This is a genomic window from Nonomuraea sp. NPDC005692 (assembly GCF_040631115.1).
Lineage (GTDB): Bacteria > Actinomycetota > Actinomycetes > Streptosporangiales > Streptosporangiaceae > Nonomuraea.
The window spans coordinates 399426-423200 of record NZ_JBEXYU010000001.1; the positions used below are offsets into that span (position 1 = coordinate 399426).

At 73.5% G+C, this 23775-nt stretch carries 20 protein-coding genes; 7 read left to right on the plus strand and 13 right to left on the minus strand.

The genetic code is table 11. The features are described 5' to 3' along the window. Window position 1 precedes the first annotated feature (1 nt). Together ABZ459_RS01890 and ABZ459_RS01895 are read right to left on the minus strand one after the other, a co-directional pair. Entirely contained in the window at window positions 2-1318 is a 1317-nt protein-coding gene (locus ABZ459_RS01890) for an FAD-dependent oxidoreductase (protein WP_357964640.1), read from the minus strand. Between the two features lie 74 nt (window positions 1319-1392). Then, window positions 1393-2682 carry an MFS transporter gene (locus tag ABZ459_RS01895; protein WP_357964641.1) on the minus strand — a complete coding sequence of 430 codons (1290 nt, stop codon included), beginning with the start codon at window positions 2680-2682 and terminating at the stop codon, window positions 1393-1395. Between the two features lie 128 nt (window positions 2683-2810). Here ABZ459_RS01895 and ABZ459_RS01900 point away from each other — a divergent pair, with 128 nt between their 5' ends. Continuing rightward, the gene (locus ABZ459_RS01900; protein ID WP_357965847.1) at window positions 2811-3437 is read left to right on the plus strand and encodes an HAD family hydrolase; all 627 of its coding nucleotides are present in this window, start codon (window positions 2811-2813) and stop codon (window positions 3435-3437) included. 387 nt (window positions 3438-3824) lie between these two features. Here ABZ459_RS01900 and ABZ459_RS01905 read toward each other — a convergent pair whose 3' ends face one another. Further along, window positions 3825-4019, minus strand: a complete 195-nt coding sequence (locus ABZ459_RS01905) for a hypothetical protein (protein WP_357964643.1) — start codon at window positions 4017-4019, stop codon at window positions 3825-3827. Window positions 4020-4094: 75 nt separating this feature from the next. On the opposite strand from ABZ459_RS01905, the gene ABZ459_RS01910 reads away from it, so the two are divergent. Continuing rightward, a complete protein-coding gene (locus ABZ459_RS01910; RefSeq protein WP_357964645.1) occupies window positions 4095-5144 on the plus strand; it encodes a LacI family DNA-binding transcriptional regulator in 1050 nt (349 codons plus the stop codon). 8 nt (window positions 5145-5152) lie between these two features. Here the strand turns inward: ABZ459_RS01910 and ABZ459_RS01915 are convergent, their stop codons facing one another. Both ABZ459_RS01915 and ABZ459_RS01920 read right to left on the minus strand, forming a co-directional pair. Next, window positions 5153-8680, minus strand: a complete 3528-nt coding sequence (locus ABZ459_RS01915; protein WP_357964646.1) for an AAA family ATPase — start codon at window positions 8678-8680, stop codon at window positions 5153-5155. Further along, a complete protein-coding gene (locus tag ABZ459_RS01920; protein WP_357964648.1) occupies window positions 8681-9790 on the minus strand; it encodes an exonuclease SbcCD subunit D in 1110 nt (369 codons plus the stop codon). It lies immediately after the preceding gene. A 107-nt stretch (window positions 9791-9897) separates the two neighbouring features. Here ABZ459_RS01920 and ABZ459_RS01925 point away from each other — a divergent pair, with 107 nt between their 5' ends. Further along, window positions 9898-11391 carry a prolyl oligopeptidase family serine peptidase gene (locus ABZ459_RS01925; RefSeq protein ID WP_357964650.1) on the plus strand — a complete coding sequence of 498 codons (1494 nt, stop codon included), beginning with the start codon at window positions 9898-9900 and terminating at the stop codon, window positions 11389-11391. Here the strand turns inward: ABZ459_RS01925 and ABZ459_RS01930 are convergent. Both ABZ459_RS01930 and ABZ459_RS01935 read right to left on the minus strand, forming a co-directional pair. Further along, complete coding sequence (locus ABZ459_RS01930; protein ID WP_357964651.1) at window positions 11364-12281, minus strand: alpha/beta hydrolase; 918 nt, start codon at window positions 12279-12281, stop codon at window positions 11364-11366. The genes ABZ459_RS01925 and ABZ459_RS01930 overlap by 28 nt on opposite strands. 1 nt (window position 12282) lies before the next feature. Beyond that, complete coding sequence (locus ABZ459_RS01935) at window positions 12283-13143, minus strand: enoyl-CoA hydratase-related protein (protein ID WP_357964652.1); 861 nt, start codon at window positions 13141-13143, stop codon at window positions 12283-12285. A gap of 120 nt (window positions 13144-13263) precedes the next feature. On the opposite strand from ABZ459_RS01935, the gene ABZ459_RS01940 reads away from it, so the two are divergent. Both ABZ459_RS01940 and ABZ459_RS01945 read left to right on the plus strand, forming a co-directional pair. Continuing rightward, a complete protein-coding gene (locus ABZ459_RS01940; protein ID WP_357964654.1) occupies window positions 13264-14742 on the plus strand; it encodes an LCP family protein in 1479 nt (492 codons plus the stop codon). Window positions 14743-14813: 71 nt separating this feature from the next. Beyond that, entirely contained in the window at window positions 14814-15086 is a 273-nt protein-coding gene (locus tag ABZ459_RS01945; RefSeq protein WP_357964656.1) for a hypothetical protein, read from the plus strand. Here ABZ459_RS01945 and ABZ459_RS01950 read toward each other — a convergent pair. Next, the gene (locus tag ABZ459_RS01950) at window positions 15072-15953 is read right to left on the minus strand and encodes an alpha/beta hydrolase (protein WP_357964658.1); all 882 of its coding nucleotides are present in this window, start codon (window positions 15951-15953) and stop codon (window positions 15072-15074) included. The two genes, ABZ459_RS01945 and ABZ459_RS01950, sit on opposite strands and share 15 nt — an antisense overlap. A gap of 104 nt (window positions 15954-16057) precedes the next feature. On the opposite strand from ABZ459_RS01950, the gene ABZ459_RS01955 reads away from it, so the two are divergent. Further along, window positions 16058-17032 carry a BtrH N-terminal domain-containing protein gene (locus ABZ459_RS01955; protein WP_357964659.1) on the plus strand — a complete coding sequence of 325 codons (975 nt, stop codon included), beginning with the start codon at window positions 16058-16060 and terminating at the stop codon, window positions 17030-17032. 21 nt (window positions 17033-17053) lie between these two features. Here ABZ459_RS01955 and ABZ459_RS01960 read toward each other — a convergent pair whose 3' ends face one another. The 4 genes from ABZ459_RS01960 to ABZ459_RS01975 form a co-directional block, all read right to left on the minus strand. After that, on the minus strand, window positions 17054-17743 hold the full coding sequence (locus tag ABZ459_RS01960) for a class I SAM-dependent methyltransferase (protein WP_357964661.1): 690 nt from the start codon (window positions 17741-17743) through the stop codon (window positions 17054-17056). Beyond that, complete coding sequence (locus tag ABZ459_RS01965) at window positions 17740-18744, minus strand: enolase C-terminal domain-like protein (protein ID WP_357964663.1); 1005 nt, start codon at window positions 18742-18744, stop codon at window positions 17740-17742. Before ABZ459_RS01965 ends, ABZ459_RS01960 begins: the two co-directional genes overlap by 4 nt. 100 nt (window positions 18745-18844) lie before the next feature. Beyond that, window positions 18845-20236 carry an MFS transporter gene (locus ABZ459_RS01970; protein WP_357964664.1) on the minus strand — a complete coding sequence of 464 codons (1392 nt, stop codon included), beginning with the start codon at window positions 20234-20236 and terminating at the stop codon, window positions 18845-18847. A gap of 62 nt (window positions 20237-20298) precedes the next feature. Then, entirely contained in the window at window positions 20299-21027 is a 729-nt protein-coding gene (locus ABZ459_RS01975) for a TetR/AcrR family transcriptional regulator C-terminal domain-containing protein (RefSeq protein WP_357964665.1), read from the minus strand. Window positions 21028-21126: 99 nt separating this feature from the next. On the opposite strand from ABZ459_RS01975, the gene ABZ459_RS01980 reads away from it, so the two are divergent. Continuing rightward, on the plus strand, window positions 21127-22575 hold the full coding sequence (locus ABZ459_RS01980; RefSeq protein WP_357964666.1) for a DHA2 family efflux MFS transporter permease subunit: 1449 nt from the start codon (window positions 21127-21129) through the stop codon (window positions 22573-22575). Window positions 22576-22635: 60 nt separating this feature from the next. Here the strand turns inward: ABZ459_RS01980 and ABZ459_RS01985 are convergent, their stop codons facing one another. Beyond that, entirely contained in the window at window positions 22636-23775 is a 1140-nt protein-coding gene (locus ABZ459_RS01985) for a VWA domain-containing protein (protein ID WP_357965849.1), read from the minus strand.

Genomic DNA, 23775 nt, shown 5'->3' on the forward strand with positions numbered 1-23775 from the left:
GTCAGGCGGCGCGGTCGAGTTCGTCGGCCGCCAGGGCCTGGCGGAAGTCCTCCCCCGCGTGCTCGATGGCCGTGAGCTGCACCGCCTCGCGCCGGAACACCATCGACAATCCCCAGTCCGCCAGCACCCGCGCCTTGTGGTTGAACGTCGGCACCCACGCCAGGTGGTACGCCCGGTGCGCCAGCCATCCCAGGAACCCGGTCAGCCGGATCGCGTGCACCTGGGCCACGCCCTGGTGGTGGCCGAGCCCGGCCACCGACCCCAGGTACGCGTGCCGGTACGCCTTCAGCCGGCGTCCCCGAACGTGGGCCGCCAGGTTGCGGGCGAGCAGTTTGGCCTGGCGCACCGCGTGCTGCGCGTTGGGCGCGGTGAACCTGCCCGGACGGGTCAGGTCGGGCACCGCCGCGCCGTCGCCGGCCGTGAACGCGTCCTCCAGCCCGGCCACCGTCAGGTATTCGGTGGCCCGCAGCCGTCCGACCTCGTCCACGGGCAGCCCGCTGTCGGCGGCGAGCGGGCTGGGCCGGCCGCCGGCCGCCCACACCAGCGTCCCGGCCGCCAGCGATGTGCCGTCCGACAGCCTGGCCACGCCGCCCTCGGCCGAGTTCAGCCGGGTCTCCAGCCGCACGTCCACGCCGCGCGCGCGCAGCGCGTCCACGGTCCAGCGGCCGAGGCCGGGGTGGAGTTCGGGCAGGATGCCGCCGGTCGCCTCGACCAGGGTCCAGCTCAGGTCGGCGGGCGCGATCCCGTCGTGGTAGCGCAGGGCCTCGTCGGCCAGCCCCTGCATCTCGGCCAGCGCCTCGACGCCCGAGAACCCGCCGCCGACCACCACGAACGTCAGCGCCCTGCGCCGCACCAGCGGGTCGTCGGTCGAGGCGGCCGCGGCGAGCTGGGCCAGGACGTGGTTGCGCAGGTGCACGGCCTCGCCGAGGCTCTTGAACCCGACCGCGTGCTCGGCCAGCCCCGGGATGGGCAGCGCGCGGGTGATCGACCCGGCAGCCATCACGAGGATGTCGTACGTGAGCGTCCTGGCCGGCCCCTGGACCGGCTGGAACCGCGCGGTGCGGGCCTCGTGGTCGACGCGGGTGACGTTGCCGGTGAGCACGCGCGCGCCCTTGAGCACCCGGTTGAGCGGGGCGACGACGTGGCGGGGCTCGATCGTCCCGCCGACCGCCTCGGCCAGGAACGGCTGGTACGTCATGTACCCCCGCGGATCGACCACGGTGACCGTCACCTCGCCCGACCGGATCAGCCGCCGCAGCCCGCGGGCCGTGTACATCCCGACATATCCACCGCCGACGATCAGAATGTGCTTGCTCATCGTCCGCTCCTCCTCATCAGGTTCTTCACCAGGAGGACGAGACAGCCCCGGCGGATGTGACAGGAAAAGCCGGACTATCGGAGTGAGATGTCGCCGGTCTCCGGCAGGGCGAGCAGGCAGAGCAGGCTCAGCAGGGCCATCGCCGAGACGTAGAGCCCGACGCCCATGACGCCGAGGCCGCTCGATTGCAGGCTGGTGGCGACCAGCGGTGGCACCGCCCCGCCCAGCACGCCACCGAGGCTGTAGGCGACCGAGGCGCCGCTGTAGCGGAACTCCGTCCTGAACAACTCCGGCAGGTACGCCCCCATCGGCCCGAAGATCAGCCCCATCAGCCCGAGCGCGCCGGCCAGCGCCACCCCGGTCAGGACGACCGACCCGGTCTCCATCAGCGGGAACATCACCAGCCCCCACGCGACGGCGACGGCCGTACCGGTGAGGAGGGTGCGGCGGCGGCCCAGCCGGTCGCTGACCAGCGCCGAGACGACCGTGCCCGCCGCCATGAACAGCACGCCGACCATGGTCAGGGTCAGCATGGTGGTCTTCGGGATGCCGAGGGTGGCGGTGCCGTAGGACAGGCAGTAGGTGGTGGCGGTGTAGAAGAGCGTGTAGGCGACGGTCATCGCCCCGGCGGCGAGCAGCACCCGCCGCCACTGGTGGCGCATCAGCCCGGCGAACGGCACCTTGGCGATGCGGCGCTGGTCGAGGGCGGCCCGGAAGACCGGCGTCTCGGAGATCCGCAGCCGCACGTACAGGCCGACGACCACGAGGAGCAGGCTGGCCACGAACGGCAGCCGCCAGCCCCAGCCGCCGAACTGCTCGTCGGTCAGCGTCTCGCCGAGGATCAGGAACAGCCCGTTGGCCACGATGAACCCGGCCGCGGGGCCGAGCTGCGGGAACATCGCGTACCGGCCGCGCCTGCCGGGCGGGGCGTGCTCGGTGGCCAGCAGCGCCGCGCCGCCCCACTCGCCGCCGAGGCCGATGCCCTGGGTGAACCGCAGCAGCACCAGCAGCACGGGCGCGGCCACGCCGATGGCCGCGTACCCCGGCAGCAGCCCGATCGCCACCGTGGACAGGCCCATCACCAGCAGCGAGACGACCAGCATCGACTTGCGCCCGACGCGGTCGCCCCAGTGACCGAACACCGCCGACCCGAGCGGACGCGAGACGAACGCCACCGCGAACGTCGAGAACGCGGCCAGCCGGCCGGCCACCGGGTCCATGCCGGGGAAGAACGCGGTGTTGAGCACCAGCGCGGCGGCGGTCCCGTAGATGTAGAAGTCGTAGAACTCGATCGCGGTGCCCATGAGGCCGGCCATGGCGATCCTGGTCGTGCTGGGCGCCGAGACCCGGGGGGAAGTCTTCACTTCACGTCTCACTATCCGGACTGACATCTTGTCAAGCGATACAACGACGCTACCACCTGCGCAATGTCACACAGCCGCCCGATAGATTCGACCGCAAACGTCGTCTTTGGGAGGACCGCATCTTGGCCGTGGAACTGGTCATCTTCGACTGTGACGGGGTGCTCGTCGACAGCGAGCGCATCTCGGTACGCGTGGGCACCGCCGCCCTGCGCCGCCTGGGCTGGACGATCGACGAGACCGAGTACGCCGAGCGCTTCGTCGGCTGCAGCAACGAGTACTGGGACGAGCAGGTCGGCGAGACGCCCCCGGGCTGGCACGACCAGATCACCCAGGAGTACCTGGCCGCGATGGAGGCCGAGCTGCGCGCCATCGAGGGCATCGAGGTCGCCCTGGACCGCCTGGACATCCCCTACTGCGTGGCCTCCAATGGCCGGCACGCCAACGTCTGCAACAGCCTGGAGCTGACCGGCCTCGCCCGGCGTTTCGACGGCCGCGTCTTCAGCGCCGAGGACGTGGCCCGCGGCAAGCCCGCCCCTGACCTGTTCCTGCACGCCGCGGCCACGATGGGCGCCGCGCCGGAGGGCTGCGTGGTGATCGAGGACAGCCCGTTCGGGGTGCGGGCGGCGATGAGCGCGGGGATGCGCTGCCTGGCGTTCGCGGGCGGCCTGACGCCACCCGCACGCCTGTCCGGCCTCGGCGCCACCCTCTTCCACGACCCCACCACAATCCCCGACCTGATAGCCAACCTCCCCTGACACCCGTCCCCCTGCCCCCTCTCCTTCCCCGCGCCCTGCCTCCAGGCCCGCCCCAACTTGACGCCCCACCCCTCAGGCCGCCCCGGCGGGGGCGGGCGGTCAAGTCCGGCTCGCCGGGGACGTCGGGCCTGGACGACCGGCCGGGGGCGAGGGGGCGATCACACTGCGCCGCACCAGCCAGACGATCGAATCCGCCCAGCCGAAGACGTCAGATGTATGCGACCGACAGCGCGAGCACATCAGGGCCGCCCGGATCTCAAAAGAAGGGGCAGTCCCACCTCACCGCGCCAAGCGGACAGTCGACCCCGAACGGCCGGGGCGCCTCCGGTCTGGACGACCAGCAGGGCGGGACACCAGAGCTGTCCGGATCTCACGAGAAGGGGCGGTTCACGCCTCGCCGTATCGGGTGGGTGGGCAGGTGGGGTCGAGGCGGTCGGCGGTGCGGCGTAGCGAGTGCGCGAGCCGCGCCCGTACGGCGACCCGCTCCGGGTCCCGCCTGCGCGGCGCCCCCGGCAGGGCCGCGTCGAGCGAGCCGCGGAACCCCATCGTCGTCCGGTGCGCGAGAACCTGCATGGCATCCATCTCTCTCCTCCTTAATCAATTAAGACCTTAATCAATTAAGAACGCACCGGCAAGGCCGTTCGATACGGTTGGACGATGGCAAGGGTCACCCTGCAGACGATCGCCGACAGGCTCGGCGTGTCCCGCGCCACCGTGTCGTACGCCTTCTCCCGGCCCGACCAGCTCAGCGACGGGCTGCGGCGGCGCATCCTGGAGGTGGCCGACGAGCTCGGCTACGCGGGCCCCAACCCGACGGCGCGCTCGCTCCGGCTCGGTCGCGCCGGCGCGCTCGGCCTGCTGTTCAGCGAGACGCTGGCCTACGCCTTCGCCGACCCGTACGCGCTCGGGTTCTTCCAGGGGCTCGCCACGGCGGCCGAGGAGGCGGGCGTCGGCCTGCTCATCCTGCCGCTGCCGCACGGCGACCGGCGCAGCGACACCGTGCGCGACGCGGTGGTCGACGCGTTCTGCGTGGTCTCGCTGCCCGACGGCCATCCGGCGCTGGCCGAGGTGCTGGCCAGGAAGCTGCCCGTCGTGGTGGTGGACGAGCCGTACGTGCCCGGCCACCCCTTCGTCGGCATCGACGAACCGGCCGCCGGGGCCGCCGCCGCCGCGCACGTGCTCGGCCTCGGGCACCGGCGGGTCGCGGTGGCCATGGTCGGCCTGCACGACGACGGCCACACCGGCTGGGCCGACCGCGCCCGCCAGGAGGGCGCGGTGTTCGCGGCGATGCGCGCCCGGCGCGGCGGCTACCAGACGGCCTGCGAGCAGGCCGGCCTCGACTGGGACGACGTGCCCTGCTACGAGGTCGCCAGGAACTCGCGGGAGGCGGGCAGGAAGGCCGGCCACGCGCTGCTGCGGCTGGACCCGCGCCCCACGGCGATCCTGACCAACACCGACGTGCTCGCCCTCGGCGTCCTCGACGCCGCCGCCGACCTGGGCATCGACGTGCCGGGCGAGCTGTCGGTCGTCGGGTTCTCCGACAGCGCGGCCGAGGAGGCGGGGCTCACCACGATCCGGCAGGCCAAGCAGGAGATCGGGGAGGCGGCCGGGCGGCTGCTGCTGTCGGGGGCCGCGGCCCGGCCGGAGCGGCGGCTGTTCCCGTACGAGCTGATCGTGCGCGCCTCGACCGCGCCGCCGCCTGGCTGACCGGCCGCCTAGCCGACCAGCGTCGAGCCCCGGCGGGTCTTGCCCACCTTGAGCTGCACCGGGATCCGGGTACGCAGCTCGCCGACGTGGCTGACGATGCCGACCGCGCGTCCGCCGTCGCGCAGCCCGTCGAGGATGTCGAGCACGTCGTCGAGGGTGTCCTCGTCGAGGGTGCCGAAGCCCTCGTCCACGAACAGCGTGCCGACCTCCGCGCCGCCCGCCTCCGCCGTGACCACGTCGGCCAGGCCGAGCGCGAGCGCGAGCGAGGTGATGAAGCTCTCGCCGCCCGACAGGGTCGCCGGGTCGCGGTCGACTCCGGTCCAGGCGTCGGCCACCTTCAGGCCCAGGCCGCCGCCGGACCGCGCCCGTGATCCGGCGGTCTTGCGCAGGTCGTGCCGGAGCAGGTAGCGGCCGGACGACATGTGGTCGAGGCGCTCGTTGGCGGCGTCGACCACCTGCCTGAGCCGCTCCCCCAGCACGAACGAGGTCAGACTCATGTTCCACTGGTTGTCGCCGGAGGTGCCCGAGGCCAGCGCCGCCATCCGTTCGGCCAGCCGGTGCCGCTCGGCCGCGGGACGCCACCGCTCGATGCGCGCGGCCAGCTCATCGCGGAGCTCGGCGAGGCGGGCGGCCCTGGCCACCGCCCGGTCGCGCTCGCTGGCCAGCCGCGTGTGCGCCTCCTCCGCCGCGTCTCTGCCGCCTGCGGCCGCCGCCAGGTCCGGCTCGGGCTCGGCGGCCGCGGCGATCAGCTCGGGGTCGGCGAGCAGGGCGGTGACGGCGGCGTGCTGGTCGTCCAGCCGCCGCAGCAGCTCCGCCTTGCCCTCCCGCTCGGCCGGGCTCCGGTACGCCTCCTCGGCCTCCCGCACGTCGGCGAACCCCGCCTCGGCCGCCGCCCGCCCGGCCGCCTCGGCGGCGGCGTCGAGCTCACCGGCCGCCGCGACCGCCGCCCTGGTGGCCTCCAGCGCCTCGCGCAGCAGCTCGGCCTCGTCGTTGAGCCTGGACAGGCGGGCCGTCAGGGTCGTGTCCCCGCCCCGGGCCGCGTCGAGCCGTGCGCCCAGCCGCCCGGCATCCGCGCTCAGCTCCTCATGTCTGGTACGCCCGGCCGTCACCCGCGCCGCGATGCGGCGTCCGCGTTCCTCCAGCTCGGCACGTTCGCGGCCGAGCGCGGCGACCTCGGCCGCCAGCCCCGCCTCCTTGGCCGCCACCGCGGCGAGCCGCCGCAACTCCTCCTCGGCCGCGGCCAGCACCCGCCTCCCGTCGACCCCGTCTGGGGTCTCGGGAAGGGGATCTGCCGTGAGAGGGCGCTCGGACAGGAGCGTCTCGGGGTGCAGGGTCTGGGTGAGGCGAATGTGGAGGCGGGCGCGTTCGGCGGTGAGCCCGGTGCGGTGGGCGTGGTGGGCGGCGAGCGCCTCGGCGATCTCCCTGGCCCGGTCGCGGACGTGGTCGCGGTCGCCTTCGAGGCGGTCGAGCGCGTCGGCGAGGGCGGGCTCCCGGTCGGCGACCGACCGCAGCCGGGCCAGTTCCTCCTCGGCCGCGAGCACGTGCCCGGCCGCGGTGTCGGCGGACAGCCCCTCGGTGGCCTCCGAGGCGTCGGCGAGCCGGGACTCGATCGAGGCCAGAGCACGTTCGGCGGCCTCCCGGTCGGCGGCGGCCGCCTCGTGGGCGGTCTCAGCGGCGTGCTCGTCGTCGGGCGAGGGCGCGCTGGGCGCCGGGGCCGCGGGCACGGGGTGGCGCTCGGAGCCGCAGACCGCGCACGGACGCCCGTCGGCCAGGTCGCGGGCCAGCTCGGCCGCCATGCCGTCGATCCTGGCCTGACGCAGGTCGAGCCAGCGTTCGCGGGTCTCCTGGGCGCGGTCCACCAGGACCTGGTGGGCGGCGGCGGCCGACTCCAGGTCGGCGGCGAGGGCGTCGCGGCGGTGGGCGGCCTCCAGGACGGAACGGGCGGCGTCGAGACGGGCGGCGGCGGCGGGCACGGCCGCCGCCTCGGCGCGCACCTCGGCCAGGGCGGCGCCCGCCGCGGCCAGCCGGGCGGGCAGCTCGGACTCGGCCGCCGCCACCTCGGCCTCGCGCCGGGCCAGCACTTCGAGCTCACCGGCCAGCGCGGCGAGCTCCCGGTCGACGTCGATCAGGTCGGCGGCGGCGTCGCGTACGGCCTGGGCCGCCGGGATGCGCGCCGCGGCCACCCGCGCGCCGGCTAGCCTGCCCTCGGCGTCCGCGACCAGGCCGGGCAGGACGGCGAGCCGCGCGGCGACGGTCTCGTCGGCGCGGACCAGCTCGGCCAGCTCCTGCTCCACCCGCGCCAGGTCGCGCCGGACGACCGACAGCCGGGCCTCCTCGGTGAGCAGCTCGGACAGCCGGGCCAGCTCGGCCCGGCGCTCCCGCTCCAGGCCCTCCAGCTCCTCCACCGACGGCTGCCCGCCGCCCGCCGGCCCCTCGACGCCCGGCGCGGGGCGGCGGGTGAGGAGAGGGCGGGCGCGGGCCAGGGCGTCGGCGACCATGGCGCGGGCCTTGGCGGCGGCCTCGGCGCGTTGCCCGGCGGCCGTGATGAGCGGGAGCACGCGGTCGGCGCGGGCGGCGTCGTCGATGACGGCCTGGAGGTCGGCGCGTTCGTCGGCGCGCTCGTCGAGGGTGCGGCGCAGGGTCAGGGCCTCGGCGTGGCGGCGGCGGCGTTCGGCGAGGGCGGCGGCCTGCTCGAACCGTGACCGCGCCGCGCGTACGGCCTCGCCCGCGGCGGTGTGCCGCTCCTCGCACCGGTGGACGACGGCCCGCGCCGCGCCCAGCAACGCGCCGGCCCATCCGAGCGGATCGTCCGCCGCCGACGGCGGATGCCCCTCCCCGGCACCCTCGTCCGGCGCGGGGGCGAGGACGGGGCCGGCGGCTTCCTCCAGGCGTTCGACGGCGAAGGCCACCTCGCGCCCCAGCTCCTGCTCCTCCCGCCCCGTGGCCCGCCGCCGCTCGGCCAGCCACGCCTCGGCCTGGGTGAACACCTTGACGGTGAACAGCCGCTCCAGCAGCCGGGCGCGGTCGTCGCCGTCGGCGCGCAGGAACTTGGCGAAGTCGCCCTGCGGCAGCATCACCACCTGGCAGAACTGCTCGGCGTTCATCCCGAGCAGCCCGCCCACCAGGTCGCCCGCCTCGTCGAGCCGGGTCGTGAGCCCCTGCCAGGCGGCCCCGCGGCGCTCCTCGACGACGACCTTGGCCTTCTCCTCGGTGAACCCGGAGCCGCGCAACTTGGGACGCTGCCACGACGGCGAGCGCCGGATGCGCAGCGAACGGCCCCGGATCGTGACCTCCAGCGTCACCGAAGGGCCGGTGCCGGCGGGCGCGTGGTCGCAGCGCAGGCTGCGGGCGCTGTTGCGCTGGCCGGGCACGACGCCGTAGAGGGCGAAGCAGAGGGCGTCGAGGATCGTGGTCTTGCCCGCCCCGGTGGGCCCGTGGATGAGGAACAGGCCCGCCTCGGTGAGGGCGTCGAAGTCGACCGTCTCGGTGCCGGGGAAGGACCCGAAGGCCGTGAGGGAGAGCTGGTGCGGCCGCATCTACGCCATCGTCTCCTGCACCCGCGACGCCTCGACCGCCTGTCTCAGCAGGTCTTCCTCCTCGGGCGCGGCGGGCTCGCCGCGCACCTCGCGGACGAAGTCGAGGGCGACCTCCGCCTCGGGCCGCCCGCTGACCTTCACCGGCCCGGCGGCGGGCGCCGCGCCCACCGGCTCGAACGACAGGGCGAGGGCGTGCGGGAAACGGGCCCGCAGCCGGTCCATGGCCTGCTTGGGACGGACGGCGTCGGTCAGGGTGATCTGCAGCCAGTGGTCTTCGTAGGAGGAGAAGGCGGGCAGGGTCAGCAGGTCGTCGAGGTCGCCGCGGAGCCGCCCGACCGGCCGGGGCACGGGCGCGGGCACGAACTCCGCGCCCGAGCCGAGCGTGACCAGCCAGCAGCCCTTGACGTGGCCGGTCTCGGAGAAGGAGTAGGCCAGCGGGGAGCCGGAGTAGCGCACGGTCTCGGACATGCGCTGCCGCCCGTGCAGGTGGCCGAGCGCGACGTAGTCGACGCCGTCGAAGGCCGACAGGGGGACGTGGGACACGCCGCCCACGCTGATGTCGCGCTCGCTGTCGCTGGCCTGCCCGCCGGTCACGAAGCAGTGGGCCAGCACGACGGCGGCCCGATGGCGGACGGCGTCGGCGCGGACCCGGCTCATCGCGTGGGAGATCGCGGCGGTGTGGCCGCGGTCGGGGAGCTGCCAGGGGGTGCGCACCAGCTCGGGCTCCAGGTAGGGGATGCCGTAGAAGGCGACGTCGCCGACCAGCACCGGCTCCCACGACTGCGCGGGCTCGGTGCGGACGTGCACCCCCGAGGACTCGAACAGCGCCGACCCGAACCCCAGCCGCAGCGCCGAGTCGTGGTTGCCGCTGATCAGCACCACCCGCGCCCCGGCGGCGCGCAGGCGGGCGAGCGCGTCGGAGAGCAGGGCCACCGCGTCGACCGGCGGCAGGGCGCGGTCGTAGACGTCGCCGGAGACGGCCACGACGTCGACCCGCTCGGCGCGCACCGTCTCGACCAGGTGGTCGACGAACGCGGCCTGCGCCCCGAGCAAGCTCTCCCGATGGAAGGAGCGCCCGAGGTGCCAGTCGGAGGTGTGCAGGATCCGCATGTCGCAGGAAGCTAACATCTCTCACCGACAAATGCGGCCCCTCCCGTCACAGAAGCCGGGAGTAGGCTGGATGATCAGCGGGCAAACCAACGCACATGGGGAGGCCAATGCGCACTGGCCGTGGCACCTTGAGCGTCGCCGCCGGCCTGGCACTGGTGGCTCTCGCGTCGGTCGGCTACGTGTTGCCGCCCGCGTTCGACCCGCCGCCGCTGAAGGCGGACCCGGCGTTCGCGGCGATTCCCCCGCAACCGGCCGACGAGCTGCGCCCGGTGGTGGCGGCCACCGCCGTGCGGCGGGAGGAGATCTCGCTGCCGGCCGAGGGCCAGCGTCTGGAGGGCACCTTACGCGTGCCGCTCTCGCCCGGCCCGCACCCGGCGATGGTGTTCGTGTCGGGGTCGGGCAACGGGTCGCGGACGGAGTTCACGCCGCAGGCGGAGTTCCTGGCCAGGGCGGGCGTGGCGACGATCGCCTTCGACAAGCGGACGGTCGGCTACGACTTCCGCGACCGCGACTTCGGGCTGCTGGCCGACGACGCGCTGCGCATGGTGGAGTACCTGCGCACCCGGCCGGAGGTGGACGCCTCCCGCGTCGGGCTGTGGGGGGTCAGCGAGGGCGGCTGGGTCGTCCCGATCGCGGCGGCGAAGAGCGCGGCGGTGGGCTTCGCGGTGCTGGTCTCCTCGCCGAACGTCTCGCCGCTGCGGCAGGTCGCCTGGGCCCTGAACGAGCAGCTGCTGCGGCTGCACGCCCCCATCGGCGCCCGCGACCTGCTGACCAGGGCGATGGGCGGCGTCGGCTTCACCTTCCTGCGCTACGACGCGATGCCGGCCTTACGGCAGGTCAAGCAGCCGGTCCTGGCGTTCTACGGCACGACCGACCCCTCGATCCCCTTCGTGGAGTCCACCAAGGCGCTGGTCACGGCGCTCGCCCAGGCGGGCAACGACCGGTACACGATCCGCTTCATGGACAAGGGCGACCACGCGATGCGGGTCAACGGCGGCCCGTTCACCAAGGGCTACCTGGAGACGCTGGCCAACTGGATCACCGGTCTGCCGGCCACTGCCCGGCCGTCGGCGCACATGGCGGGCAGCACGCCGGTCCAGCGGTTCGAGGCCAGCGACGTGCCCGCGGCCCCCTGGTACGCGGGGGGCACGATGCTCGGGCTGACCGTCTGCCTGGCCGCCGTCGGGTACGTGGCGGGCCCGGTGGCGGCGATGGTCGTCCGGCTGCGCGGCCACGGCAGGCCGCCGGTCGAGACCAACGCCCGGCTGTGGCCGCCGATCAGGCGCAGGCTGCGCAGGATGGCGTGGACGGGCCTCGGCCTGCTGGCCTCGGTCGTGGCGTTCATCATGCTGCTGGTGCTGTTCTCGGTGAACCAGGCGGGCGCCTGGCCGGCCGTGCTGGCGGGCTGGCTGGTGGTCCGCGTGCTGGCCGCGCTCATGCTGGTCCAGGAGGTCACGGCGGTGGCCGCGTACGTGTCGGCGCTGCGGGAGGGCATGCAGCCCACCCGGTGGCAGTACGTGGCGATCGGCGGCGTGCTCGGCGGCACCGGGCTGCTCCTGGTGGCGGCGGCCTACTACGGCCTGTTCTCGTTCCCCTGGTAGGCGTTCATCCAGCGGTCGAGCTCGGCGAAGACCTGCTTGCGCGCGGGCTCGGCCGACAGCACCAGGTCGTGCACGCCGTCCTGGATTCGCACGCAGGTGACGTGGGGGCCGATCGAGGTGGCCCAGCGGGCCATGTGCTCCGGGTCGAGCACGATGTCGGCCGAGCGCGCCTCGGGCACGAAGTCGCGTACCCGCAGGCCCGTGGAGGCGGCGAGGACAAGCACCGGCACGTCCACCGCCAGCCCGCGGTGCAGCCGCCGCTGGGCCCGCCGGATGGCGGCCAGCCACATGGCGTGCACGGAGAACCCGACCAGGGGCTTGAGCTCCAGGTCGTAGTCCCATTCGCCCTGTTCGGTGCGGTGCAGGCTCTGGCCGTAGGCGGTGCTGATGCCGAGGGGCAGCGGGCGCCGGACGTAGGACATCGGGGTCTTGAGCAGGTCGGCGGCCAGCCGGAGCGGGGCCGGCACGTTGAGGTCGAGGAACGGGCTGTTGAGCACGAGCCCCTGCACCAGGCCCCGGCCGCGGACCCGGTCGGCCCACAGCGCGGTGATCAGGCCGCCGGTGGAGTGGGCGTTGACGGTCAGCTCGTCGTGGTCGCGGCGGATGAGGCGGACTGCCTCGTCGATCTCGGGGAAGTAGTCGGTGACGCTCCTGATCAGCCCCCTGGTCTGGTGCGGGAGCAGTGAGCGGCCGTACTTGCGCAGGTCGAGGGCGTAGAAGTCGATGCCGCGCTGGACGTAGTGGTCGGCCAGATGGTCCTGGAAGAAGTAGTCGGTGAATCCGTGGACGTAGAGCACCGCCCTGCGCGAACCGGTCTTCCTGGAGATCAGGGTCGCGACGACCTCGCCCTCGAAGTCGGGCTGCATGGGGAGAACGGTGATCTCGTACATATCAGACAGAATATGGATTGTCCGGCCATGTGGGGACGCCGGGCGGAAGGTCGGTGCTCACCTTCATCGGGAAGTCGGCCGGACGCTTCTCCAGGAACGCCGTCACCCCCTCCACCGTGTCGGCCGCGCCCCCGAGCTCGGCCATGAGCCTGGAGTCGGCGGCGTGCGCCTCCCAGGGCGAGGCGGCCGACAGGCCCGACCACATCAGCCTGCGCACGGCGGCGACGGAGACGGCCGAGGTGTTGTCGGCGATCTCGCGGCCCAGCGCGTACGCGGCGGGCAGCAGGTCCTCGTCCGGCAGCACCCGCGACACCAGGCGGCCCTCCAGCGCCTCGGCGGCGGGGAAGACCCGGCCGGTCACGGCCCACTCCATGGCCCGGGAGATGCCGACCACCCGGGGCAGGAACCAGCTCGACGCCGCCTCCGTGACGATGCCGCGCCGGGCGAACACGAACCCGAACCTGGCGCTCTCGGCGGCCAGCCGGACGTCCATGGGCAGCGTCATCGTGACGCCCACGCCCACCGCCGGGCCGTTGATCGCGGCGATGACGGGCTTGAGCGAGGCGGCGATCCGCAGCGCGACCGTGCCGCCGCCGTCGCGCGGCGCGCCCTCGACCAGCTCGGCCTCCGCCCGGTGGCCGAACGTGCCACCGCCGCCGCCCAGGTCGGCCCCCGCGCAGAAGGCCCGCCCGGCTCCCGTGACCACCACCGCGCGCACCTCGTCGTCGGCGTCGGCGAGGTCGAACGCGCTGATCAGCTCGGCGCGCATGGTCAAGGTGAACGCGTTGAGCCGCTCGGGGCGAGACAGTGTGATGGTGGCGACGCGATCGGCCACGTGGTACTCGATCTCGGAGAAGGCCATGACCCGAATCTTATTCGGTTACCGATGTTCACCCTCCGATAAAGACATATTTCGCATCCAATGCGTAGGCTGCCCGCGCTGTCCGTGCCTGCGGGTTACGGTGGAGTTCGGGGAACGGGGATGGCCGTGCAGGGTAAGGAACCGGTGAGCGCGGGAGCGGTCCTCGGCTGGCTGGCGCTCTCGGCGCTGGCGCCCGGGGCCGCGCATCTGCGTGCCGGCCGGCGCACGGCCGGCCTGATCCTGCTGTCGTGCTACTTCGCCGGCCTGCTGGCGCTGCTGGCGCTGGTGCTGACGACCGACAACCTGCTGGGCTCGCTGACCCAGGACTCGTGGCTGACCGCGATCGTGGTCGGAGCCGCGGCGCTGGGCGTCGCCTGGTTCGCGGTGATCGTGCACTCCTTCGTGGTGCTGCGTCCCGGGCGGCTGCCGCAGAACGGCCAGATCCTGGCCGGCACCCTCGCGGGGCTGCTCGCCGTCGCCGTGGTGGTGCCGTTCGGGCTGGTCGCGCAGTACGTGTGGACATCCCAGCAGACCCTCGGCGACATCTTCACCGGCCCCGAGCCGGCCGAACCCGCCGTACCGGCCGGGCAGGAGCCGCCGCAGGACCCGTGGGCCGGGCGGGAGCGGGTCAACATCCTGCTCCTCGGCGGCGACGCCGACGACAACCGCACCGGCGTGCGCACCGACAGCATGAACGTGGCCAGCATCGACGTGAAGTCCGGCAACACCGTGCTGGTCAGCCTGCCGCGCAACCTGGAGAACGTGCGCTTCCGCCCCGGCACGCCCATGGCCCAGCGTTTCCCGGGCGGCTTCCGCCTGCCGCCCGACCCCGGCGGCGGCCGCAGCGACCTGCTCAACAGCGTCTGGGAGTACGCCGACGCCCACCCGGAGATCTTCGGCGGACGCCGGCAGCAGGGCCCGCAGGTGCTCATGGACACCATCGGCTACACCCTCGACCTGAAGATCGACTGGTACGCCCTGGTCAACATGTGGGGCTTCGCCCGGCTCATCGACGCCATCGGCGGCATCACGCTCACCGTCGAGCAGGACGTGGTGTTCGGCAAGTACAACGAGGGCCTGGTCAAGGCCGGCACCAGGAAGCTCAAGGGCGCCGACGCCATGTGGTACGCCCGCTCCCGCACCTACAGCGACGACTACACCCGGATGCGGCGGCAGCGCTGCGTGCTCGGCGCGCTGCTGGGCCAGGCCGACCCGGCGACCGTGCTGGCCCGGTTCAACCGGATCGCGCTGGCCGCCAAGGAGCTGATCAGGACCGACATCCCGCGCTCGATGCTGACCAACCTGGTGCCGCTCGCGCTCAGGGTCAAGAACGCGAAGGTGACGAGCCTGCAGTTCGTGCCGCCGCTGATCCGCACCGGCTACCCCGACTGGGACAAGATCCGCCGGCTGACCGCCAAGGCCGTGCGCGACTCGGCCGCGGCCACGTCCGCCGTCGCCGCTTCAGCGACCCCGTCGGCGACCCCCTCGGCGAGCCCGTCGGCCACGGACGGTTCCTCGCCCAGGAAGTCCGGCAAGCCGTCCACCCAGCCCTCCGCGCCGCCGACCAAGGGGCTCACCGAGGGATGTGGCGCGGGTTGAGCCGGACGCCCTGACGATCCGGTCGCGGATGGCATGCTGGGTGGGACCGGCAAATCTGGAGGAGATTCGCGATGTCCCACCCCCTCGGCAGCTCACCCGCCGTCCGGCACACCCCTCTCGACGCCGAGGAGAGAGTGCGGGCCGAGGCCGGCTTCGTGCCCCTCGTGGCCCAGCAGCTCGCCGAGAACGGCCGGTTCCGGGTGAGCGCCGACAGCGCCGAGCTGGTGGAGGTGTTCCAGGGGGTCGCCCGCAAGGTCGGCGAGCTGCTCGGCCGGCCGGTGGTCAGCTACTCCAACGGCCGCTACATGGTGATCACCTTCGCTCAGGACTCACCGGTGGGCTGAGGCGGGAAGGCGGTCCAGGAGGGCGCGCAGGATCCGGTGGGGGTGCGTCCACAGCAGGGCGCCGCCGGCGCCGGGCACGACGTGCCGCACGGCTCCCGGGATGCGGGCGGTCAGGCCCTCCCCCTGGTCGGGCGAGTGGGTGGCGTCGTGCTCGCCGTACCAGACGTCGACCGGCACCGTGATCGACGACAGGTCGATGCCCCAGCGGCCCATCGCCAGGACGGTGTCGCGGGCGTAACCGCCCGGCCCCTTCGCGAACGCCTCCCCCAGCGCCTCGCGGTATCCGGCGGCGAACTCGGGCCGCTGGTAGACGGCCAGGTCGCAGGCCGGGCTGCCGCCCATCACCAGATCCCACATCGCCTGCGGGGTGAAGCCCGCGAAGACCCGCTCGGCGGCCTCCGGGTCGTGCGTGGACAGGTCCGTCAACTGCCGCAGCTCGGCCGGCAGCACGCCGGCGAAGCGGGGGTCGGCCACCTCGTCGGCGGCCGAGACCAGGGCCAGCGCGCCGGTCACGCCGGCGGCGGCGCAGGCGAGCGCGAACGGCGCGCCCTGCGAGTTGCCCACCATGGCCGGACGCCCGAGGCCGCGCAGCCCGGCGAAGACCTCGACGTCGGCGGCGAAGCCGGCGAACGTGCGGCCCGGCGCGGGGGTGGAGGCGCCCAGTCCGGGCCGGTCCAGGGAGATCAGGCGCACGCCGAGGTCGTCGGGCGCCGCCGCGCCCATGCCGAGCCGGCGGCTGGTGGCGGCCCCCGGGGACAGCAGGACCGGCCGCCCGTCCGGCGGCCCCCACTCGGCCCAGCCCAGGAGGCGGCCATCGGGCAGCCGTTCGGCGCCCGTGCGGGCAGGACGTGCGACCAAGGTGTGCATGCGCCCATCATCTCGTGCGCACCTCGGGGTCTCTCCACCGGTTTTCCGTGGCACGCCGGGTCGGCCGGCGGGTGAATCCGCAGGTCATCCTGCACACTGGGCTTGTGCTCATCGATCTGGTCCCGCCCTTCGAGGGGCGTCACTGTGAGACGACCACCGCCGGCACGCTGCTGCGGCACGCGGGCGTGGAGCTGTCGGAGGCGATGCTGTTCGGGCTGGGCGAGGGGCTGAGCTTCATCTACTGGGACAGCGGCTCGCTGGACGTCCCGCTGATCGGCGGGCGGGTCAAGCCGCACGCGCTCACCGAGAAGCTGGCCGCCGCGCTCGGGTTCACGCTGGACACGCAGGAGACCTCCTCGCCCATCACGGCCTGGTCGAACGTCCGCCGGCACCTCGACGAGGGCGTCCCCGTCGGGATCCGGCTCGACTGCTTCCACCTCGACTACGTCAGGACGCCCTACCACTTCGGCGGCCACTACGTGGCGATGGTCGGCTACGACGAGGGCCACGCCCACCTCGTGGACACCGCCCAGCAGGGCACCCGCAACCGGGTCCCGCTGGACTCGCTCGAACGGGCCCGCGCGGCGACCGGGCCGATGACGGCGCACAACCTGTCGTACACGCTGGGGCCGTGCGCCGAGCCCGACCTGCCGGACGCCATCAGGGCGGCCGTCCGGTCCACCGCCGCCGCCTTCCTGAACCCGGCGATGCGGAACGTCGGCTACCGGGGCATCGAGCAGGCCGCCGCGCTCATCCCCACCTGGCTGGAGCGCGGGCCGACCGCGCAGCTCACGCGGACGGCCAACCTCATGGAGCGGGGCGGCACGGGCGGCGCGTTCTTCCGCAACCTCTACACCGAGTTCCTGGCCGAGGCCCAGACGATCGCGCCCGGCAAGGCCCTGGAGACGGCCTGCCAGGCGTACATGGCGCTGGCGCCCAAGTGGAGCGAGGTGGCCGACCTGCTGGCCCAGGCCGGGGAGACCGGCCGGCAGCAGCCGCTCGACCAGGCGGGGGCGCTGCTGTACGACCTGGCCGTGCGCGAGCGGCTGGCCATGGAGACGCTGTACGAGGCGGCGTAGCGGGAGCGGAGACCAGCGGGGTCAGCGGGGGCGGCGGAAGGTGGCGCGCCAGCGGTGGCGTCCGCCGTCGCGCAGGTCCTCGATCCGCTCCGCCGTCAGCCCGCCGGTCGCGAACGCCGCGATCTCCGACGCCGTCAGCGGCCACGGCGGGGCCCCGACCGGCCCGCCGTCCTCGCGGCCGGAGGCGATCACCAGCAACGTGCCCCCGGGCCGGACGAACCCGGCCACGCTCTCGGTGGCGCGGGCGTGCAGCTCCTCCGGGAGTGCCTGCACGGTCATGATCTCCACCACCAGGTCGAAGGCGTGCCGCCAGTCGGCGGGCGGGTCGAGCAGGTCGGCGGTGACGTAGTCGACCGGGCTGTCCGGGAAACGCTCGCGGGCCAGGCGCACGGCCGACGCGCTCACGTCGAAGGCGACCGTCGCGTGCCCGAGGGCCGCCACGTGCTCGGCGTCGTCGCCCAGGCCCGCGCCCACCACGAGCGCCCGCCCGCCGCCGGGGCCGCGTCCGGCGGTCCACTCCGCGAGCAGGACGTGCGGGGTGCGCGAGTCCCAGGGCACGATCGCGTCGCCGGTCGCCGACTCGGCGTAGAGGTGCTCGAACCAGCCGGTCGGGTCGTCGGCGGCCAGCGATCGGGCGGCCAGCCGCCTGGCGTCGGCGTCGGGGTCGCGCTCGGTCATCGGCTCTCCGGGTCGGTGATGCGGGTCGGTCATGCGTGGAAGGACTCCTTGGCCAGGCGGCCGAGGCGGGTCTCGTCGATCGTGTGGCCCAGGCCGGGCTGGGTGAGCGGGACGGCGATGACACCCGCGTTCGCGCCGACCAGCGGCGTGACGATCTGGTTCTGCTTCGGCGGCTGGGTGACGTCGCACGGCAGCGTGCAGCCGGGCAGGCTCGCGACCGCCACCGTGGCCGCCCTGGCCAGACCGGCTCCCTGGCCGCCCGCGCACTGGATGTCCCAGCCGGCGGCGGCGGCCCGGTCGTGCGCCCGCCGGGCCTCCGACAACGACGGGAAGGCGGTGGGGCGCAGCAGGAGCACCCTGGCGGCGCGCAGGGTCAGGTAGTCGTCCAGCTCGGCGGTCGAGCGCACCTCGACGGCGACCGAGGCGGCCACGTCGTCCTGGAGCGCGGCGTGCGCGTGGACGTCGCCGAGCGGGAAGGGCCGCTCGATGACCTCCAGGCCGTAGGAGTCGAGGGCGACGAGCTGGCCGAGGTCGGTGTAGGCGTTGCCACCGTCGACGGCCAGGGTCAGGGCGGGGTAGGCCCGCCGCACCGCGCGTACGGGCTCGACGTCCCAGCCGGGCCTGATGTCGAGGGTGACGTGCCCGTAACCGGCGCAGACCTGCTGGTTGACGCGGGCGACCAGGCTCTCGACGGACGGGTCGGGCGCCAGCCGCACGGTGGCCATCACCGAGGTGCGGGTGCCGCCGATCGCGTGCGCGAGCGGCACGCCGCGCATCCTGGTCCACAGGTCCCAGCAGGCCATGTCGACGGCCGGATCGCCGCTCGGCACGGCGTCGGGGTGCTCCCAGTCGACGCCGATCAGCAGCGCGGCCAGCGACTCCTCCAGCCGCGACCAGGCTTTGGGCTCCGGCGAGACGGCCTCGCCCCAGCCGGTCATGCCGCCGTGGTCGGTGAGCTTGACGAGCAGGCTCTCCGACCTCGCGCCGTACGGCAGGACCAGCCGGAAGACCTCCAGCTCCCGCACTCGCGGCATGAACCCCCCTTAAGCCATGACGAGAGAGTCGTCGCGCCTGGTGAAGGCCATCCACGCCGATGCGTTTGGCAGCGTTCTCAGCACTATGACGTTCTCATCACTATGACGCGGTCCCTTCCATAGTGCCTGCCTTGGCGGACTGCACAAAACGGGGGGCCAGCACGACGGCCAGGACGGCGAGCACGACGGTGAATCCGAGCCCCACGGCGTAGTTCTCGCCGGTGGCGGTGAACAGGGCGCCGCTGACCGCGACGGCCACGACGGTGAACACCGACTCGCCGACGCCCACGGCCGCGCTGTTCTGCCCCTCCTCGCCCTCCTTGGACATCTCCAGCACCAGCACGGACACCGTGGGGTGCAGCGCGCCGATGCCCAGACCGGAGATGGCCATGGCGACGTAGGCGATCGCGATGGGCAGGGAGTCGACGAGCACGAGCGACACCAGCGCGATGCCGACGGCGATCATCGCGGCGCCGCCGCGGATGGCGGCCATGTGGCTGATCGTGCCGCGGCCCTTGATCCAGGAGCCGGTGGACCAGCCGAGCGCCCCCACCGTGAGGACGACGCCCGCGCCGGTGGCGGTCAGGCCGCGCTCCTTCATCAGCATGAGCGGGATGAGCACCTCGGCGGCCATCAGCGAGCCGTAGGCCAGGCCGCGCAGCACGGGAGCGGTCGGCAGGCCGCGGGCGGCGCGCAGCGAGCCGGGCAGCAGCAGCTTGGGCAGGGCCACGGCCAGCAGGACGACGCCGGCCACGAGCAGCGGCAGGCCGTCCAGCTTCGCGGCGCTGCCGTACTGGATGAGGGCGGCGGCGACGGCGGTCAGCGTGGCCCAGACGAGCTTGCGGCCGATGCCGGGGGCGGGTTCGGCGGAGCCGCGCTCGGCCGCACGGCCCGCGGTGCCGCGCCACAGCAGCAGGGCCGCGGGGATGACCAGCGCGGAGACGCCGAGGAAGATCCATCGCCAGCTCACGTTCTCCACGACGAACCCGGCGATGGCCGGGCCGATCATGGAGGGCACCACCCAGGCGGCCGAGAACAACGCGAACACCTTGGGATGCATGGCCCCGGGGAAGACCCGGGCGACCAGCACGTACAGGGAGACCTGGATCAATCCGGCGCCGAGCCCCTGGATGAACCGCCCGGCGACCAGCACCTCCATCGTGGGCGCGAACCCGGCGACCAGCAACCCGGCCACGAAGGCGACCACGCCGACGGCGATCGGCTGCACCGGCCCCCGCACGTCGCTCCACCTGCCGCCGAGCACGGTCGCGATCACGCTGGCCGCGAGGGTGGCGCTGAAGGCCAGGTTGTACAGGTCCATGCCGCCCAGGTCGCCGGCCACGATCGGCATCGCGGTCGCCACCGCCATCGCCTCGAAGGCCACCAGCATGACGAGCGCGACCAGGCCGACGCTGAGCGCCCGGTACTGCGCGGACAACACCCCGGCCGGGGCCGGGGCGACGTCGTCGATCGGATCAACAGTCGTAGTCATGACCGCAAAGCTACGAGGAACCCCGGGCCGGCACATCGGGCGCGGGGCCTAGGCAATTGGGCCTAAGGCATGCGCGACTCGATGCCGTCGAGCAGCAGTTCGAGGCCGTAGCGGAACCGTTCCTCGCCGTCGGCGGCGATCAGGTCGTCGATGTGCTCGACCAGGTACGGGAAACGGTCGCGCGGCAGGGCGCGGTAGTAGTCGGCGATCTGGCCGGCGAAGGAGGCGAAGTACTCCTCCGGCGAGGACACGTCCGCGGCGCGCATCCGGCTGACGTGCACCGAGCCCTCGTAGGCGTCGCCGATGAGGTAGAGGGACAGGCGGTCGAGGCACAGGGCGGCCTCGCGCGGCGGCATACCGGCCTCCAGCAGCAGCCCGTAGACGAACTCGCCGGTGCGCAGCGAGTTGCCGCCCGAGGGGATGTTCGCCAGGGCCGCCCTGGCGACGTCGGCGTGCTTGTTCAGCACCCGGTAGACCTCCAGCGCGTACGCCCTGAGCTGGTCCTTCCACTGGCCGGGGTCGCGCTCGGGCAGCCGGATCTCGCCGAGCACCCGGTCGTAGACCAGTTCGAGCAGCTCCTCCTTGTTGGCCACGTGCGCGTACAGCGAGGCGGGGCCGGTGTCGAGCTCCTGAGCGACGCGTCTCATGCTGAGCGCGTCGAGCCCTTCCGCGTCGAGGACGCGCAGCCCGGTCTCGACGATGAGGTCCTGGCTGAGCTGCCGCCTGATCTGCGGTTGCTTGCGGGACTTGCGCCACGGCGGCACCGGTACGGCTTCTTCCTTGCTCCCCATGGCGAACACTGTACTTGACACGAACACTGTTCGCCACTAAAACGGTGTTCGTAAACGAACAGTGTTCGTAGAAAAGAACGGCGTTCTGAAGGAGTTCCTGTGACAGTGACCAATGCGGGGCAGGCCACGGAGGCCGTCGCGCCCTACCGGTGGCGCTGGGCCGCCCTTTTCGTGATCCTGGCCGCCGAGGTGATGGACCTGCTCGACGCGCTGATCACCACGATCGCCGCCCCCACCATCCGCGCCGACCTCGGCGGCAGCGACAGCCTCGTGCAGTGGCTCGGCGCCGGCTACACGCTGGCCATGGCCGTCGGCCTGGTCACCGGCGGGCGGCTCGGCGACCTGTTCGGCCGCAAGCGCATGTTCCTCATCGGCGCCTTCGGCTTCACCGCCGCCTCGTTGCTGTGCGGAGTGGCGGGCAGCCCCGAGATGCTCATCGCCAGCCGCGTGCTGCAGGGCCTGTTCGGCGCCGTGATGTTGCCGCAGGGGCTGGGGCTCATCAAGGAGATGTTCCCGCCGCAGGAGATCGGCAAGGCGTTCGGCATGTTCGGGCCCGTCATGACGATCTCGTCCGTCGGCGGCCCCGTGCTGGCCGGCTGGCTGGTCGACGCCGACTTCTTCGGCACCGGCTGGCGCATGATCTTCCTGATCAACCTGCCGATCGGCCTGGCCGCCGCGCTGGCCGGCATCCGCTTCCTGCCCGAGTTCCGCCTCTCCAACGCCACCAGGCTCGACCTGGTCGGCGTCGGCCTGGTCTCGGTCGCCGGGTTCCTGCTGATCTACCCGCTGATCCAGGGCCGCGAGCTCGACTGGCCCGCCTGGACGTTCGTCTCGATGGCCGCCTCGCTGGTCGTCTTCGCCCTGTTCGGCCGGTACGAGTCGCGCCGCGCCGCGTCCGGCAAGGACCCGCTGGTCACGCCCAGCCTGTTCCGCAAGCGGGCCTTCTCCGGCGGCCTGGTGGCCGGTCTGGCGTTCTTCTCCGGCATGATCGGCCTCAGCCTGGTCTTCAGCATCTACATGCAGGCCGGCCTGCACTTCAGCCCGCTCAAGGCGGGCCTGGCCAGCCTTCCCCAGGCGGTCGGCGGCGTGCTCGGCTTCGGCCTGGCCATGTCCGGGCTGCAGGAGAAGCTGGGCCGCGGGCTGCTGCAGATCGGCGTGGTCGTCATGGCCGCCGGCGCGGCCGTGCTCGGGGTGACCATCCAGCTGGCCGGCACCGACGTCGGCGTCTGGCAGCTCGCTCCCGGGCTGGCGCTGGTCGGCATCGGCATGGGCCTGACCATGGCGCCGTTCTTCGACATCGTGCTGGCCGGCGTCGAGCCGCACGAGTCGGGGTCGGCCTCGGGCACGATGACCGCCGTCCAGCAGCTCGGCGGCGCGCTCGGCACCGCCGTGCTCGGCACGCTCTTCTTCAACCTGCTCAAGCACGAGTGGAGCTTCGGCTCGGCGATGCAGGTGACCGTCTGGGTCGAGGTCGGGCTGCTGGCCGTGACCTTCGCCCTGTCGTTCCTCATGCCGCGCAGGGCCCGCCCCGAACAGGCCGGCCACTGAGCACCGACCCGGCCGCGGCTCCCCGGCGGGGGTGGAGCCGCGGCCGTTCGCGTGTGCCGGTCAGGTGCTGACGTGGCGTTCGGCCCACCGCGCGATGTCCCGGCGTTCGATGGCGGCGGCCATCAGGTCGGGGAAGGCGTCGGGGGTGCAGGCGAACGCGGGCACGCCCATCGCGGCCAGCGCGGCGGCGTTGTCGTGGTCGTAGAAGGGCGCGCCCTCGTCGGAGAGCGCGAGCAGCACGATCACCTGCACGCCGGCCTGGGTCATCGCCGCCACCCGGCGCAGCATCTCCTCGCGCACGCCGCCCTCGTACAGGTCGCTGACCAGGACGAAGACGGAGTCGGCCGGGCGGGTGATGAGACCCTGTGAGTAGGCGATCGCCCGGTTGATGTCGGTGCCGCCGCCGAGCTGGGTGCCGAACAGCAGCTCGACCGGGTCGTGCAACTGCTCGGTCAGGTCGACCACCGCCGTGTCGAACACCACCAGCGACGTCTTCAGCGACCGCATCGAGGCCAGGACCGCCCCGAACACGCTCGAATACACCACCGAGGCCGCCATCGAACCGCTCTGGTCGATGCAGAGCACCACCTCGCGCTGCACCGACCGCTGCCGGCGCGCGTAGCCGACGAGCCGCGACGGGACGACCGTGTTCCGGTCGGGCAGGTAGTTCTTGAGGTTCGCCCGGATCGTCCGGTCCCAGTCGATGTCGGCCACCCGCCTGGGCCGGTGGGTGCGCGCCGAACGGTCGAGCGCGCCCGTCACCGCCGCCCGCGTACGGTCGGCCAGCCGGCGTTCGAGCTCCTCGACGACCTTGCGCACCACCGCCCTGGCCGACTCGCGGGCCTGCGCGGGCATCACCCGGTTGAGCGCGAGCAGCGTGCCGACCAGGTGCACGTCGGGCTCCACGGCCTCCAGCATCTCCGGTTCGAGCAGGAGCCTGGTGAGGTTCAGCCGCTCGATCGCGTCCTTCTGCATGACCTGGACGACCGTGGACGGGAAGTACGTGCGGATGTCGCCCAGCCAGCGGGCCACCCGCGGCGCGGACGCCCCGAGTCCGCCCTCGCGCCGGCTCTGCCCCTCGCGGCCGTCGTGGTCGTAGACGGCGGCCAGGGCCGCGTCCATCTGCGCGTCGGCACCCTGCAGGGCGCAGCCGGTGCCGTCGGCGTCGCCGCCCCCGAGCACCAGCCGCCACCTGCGCAT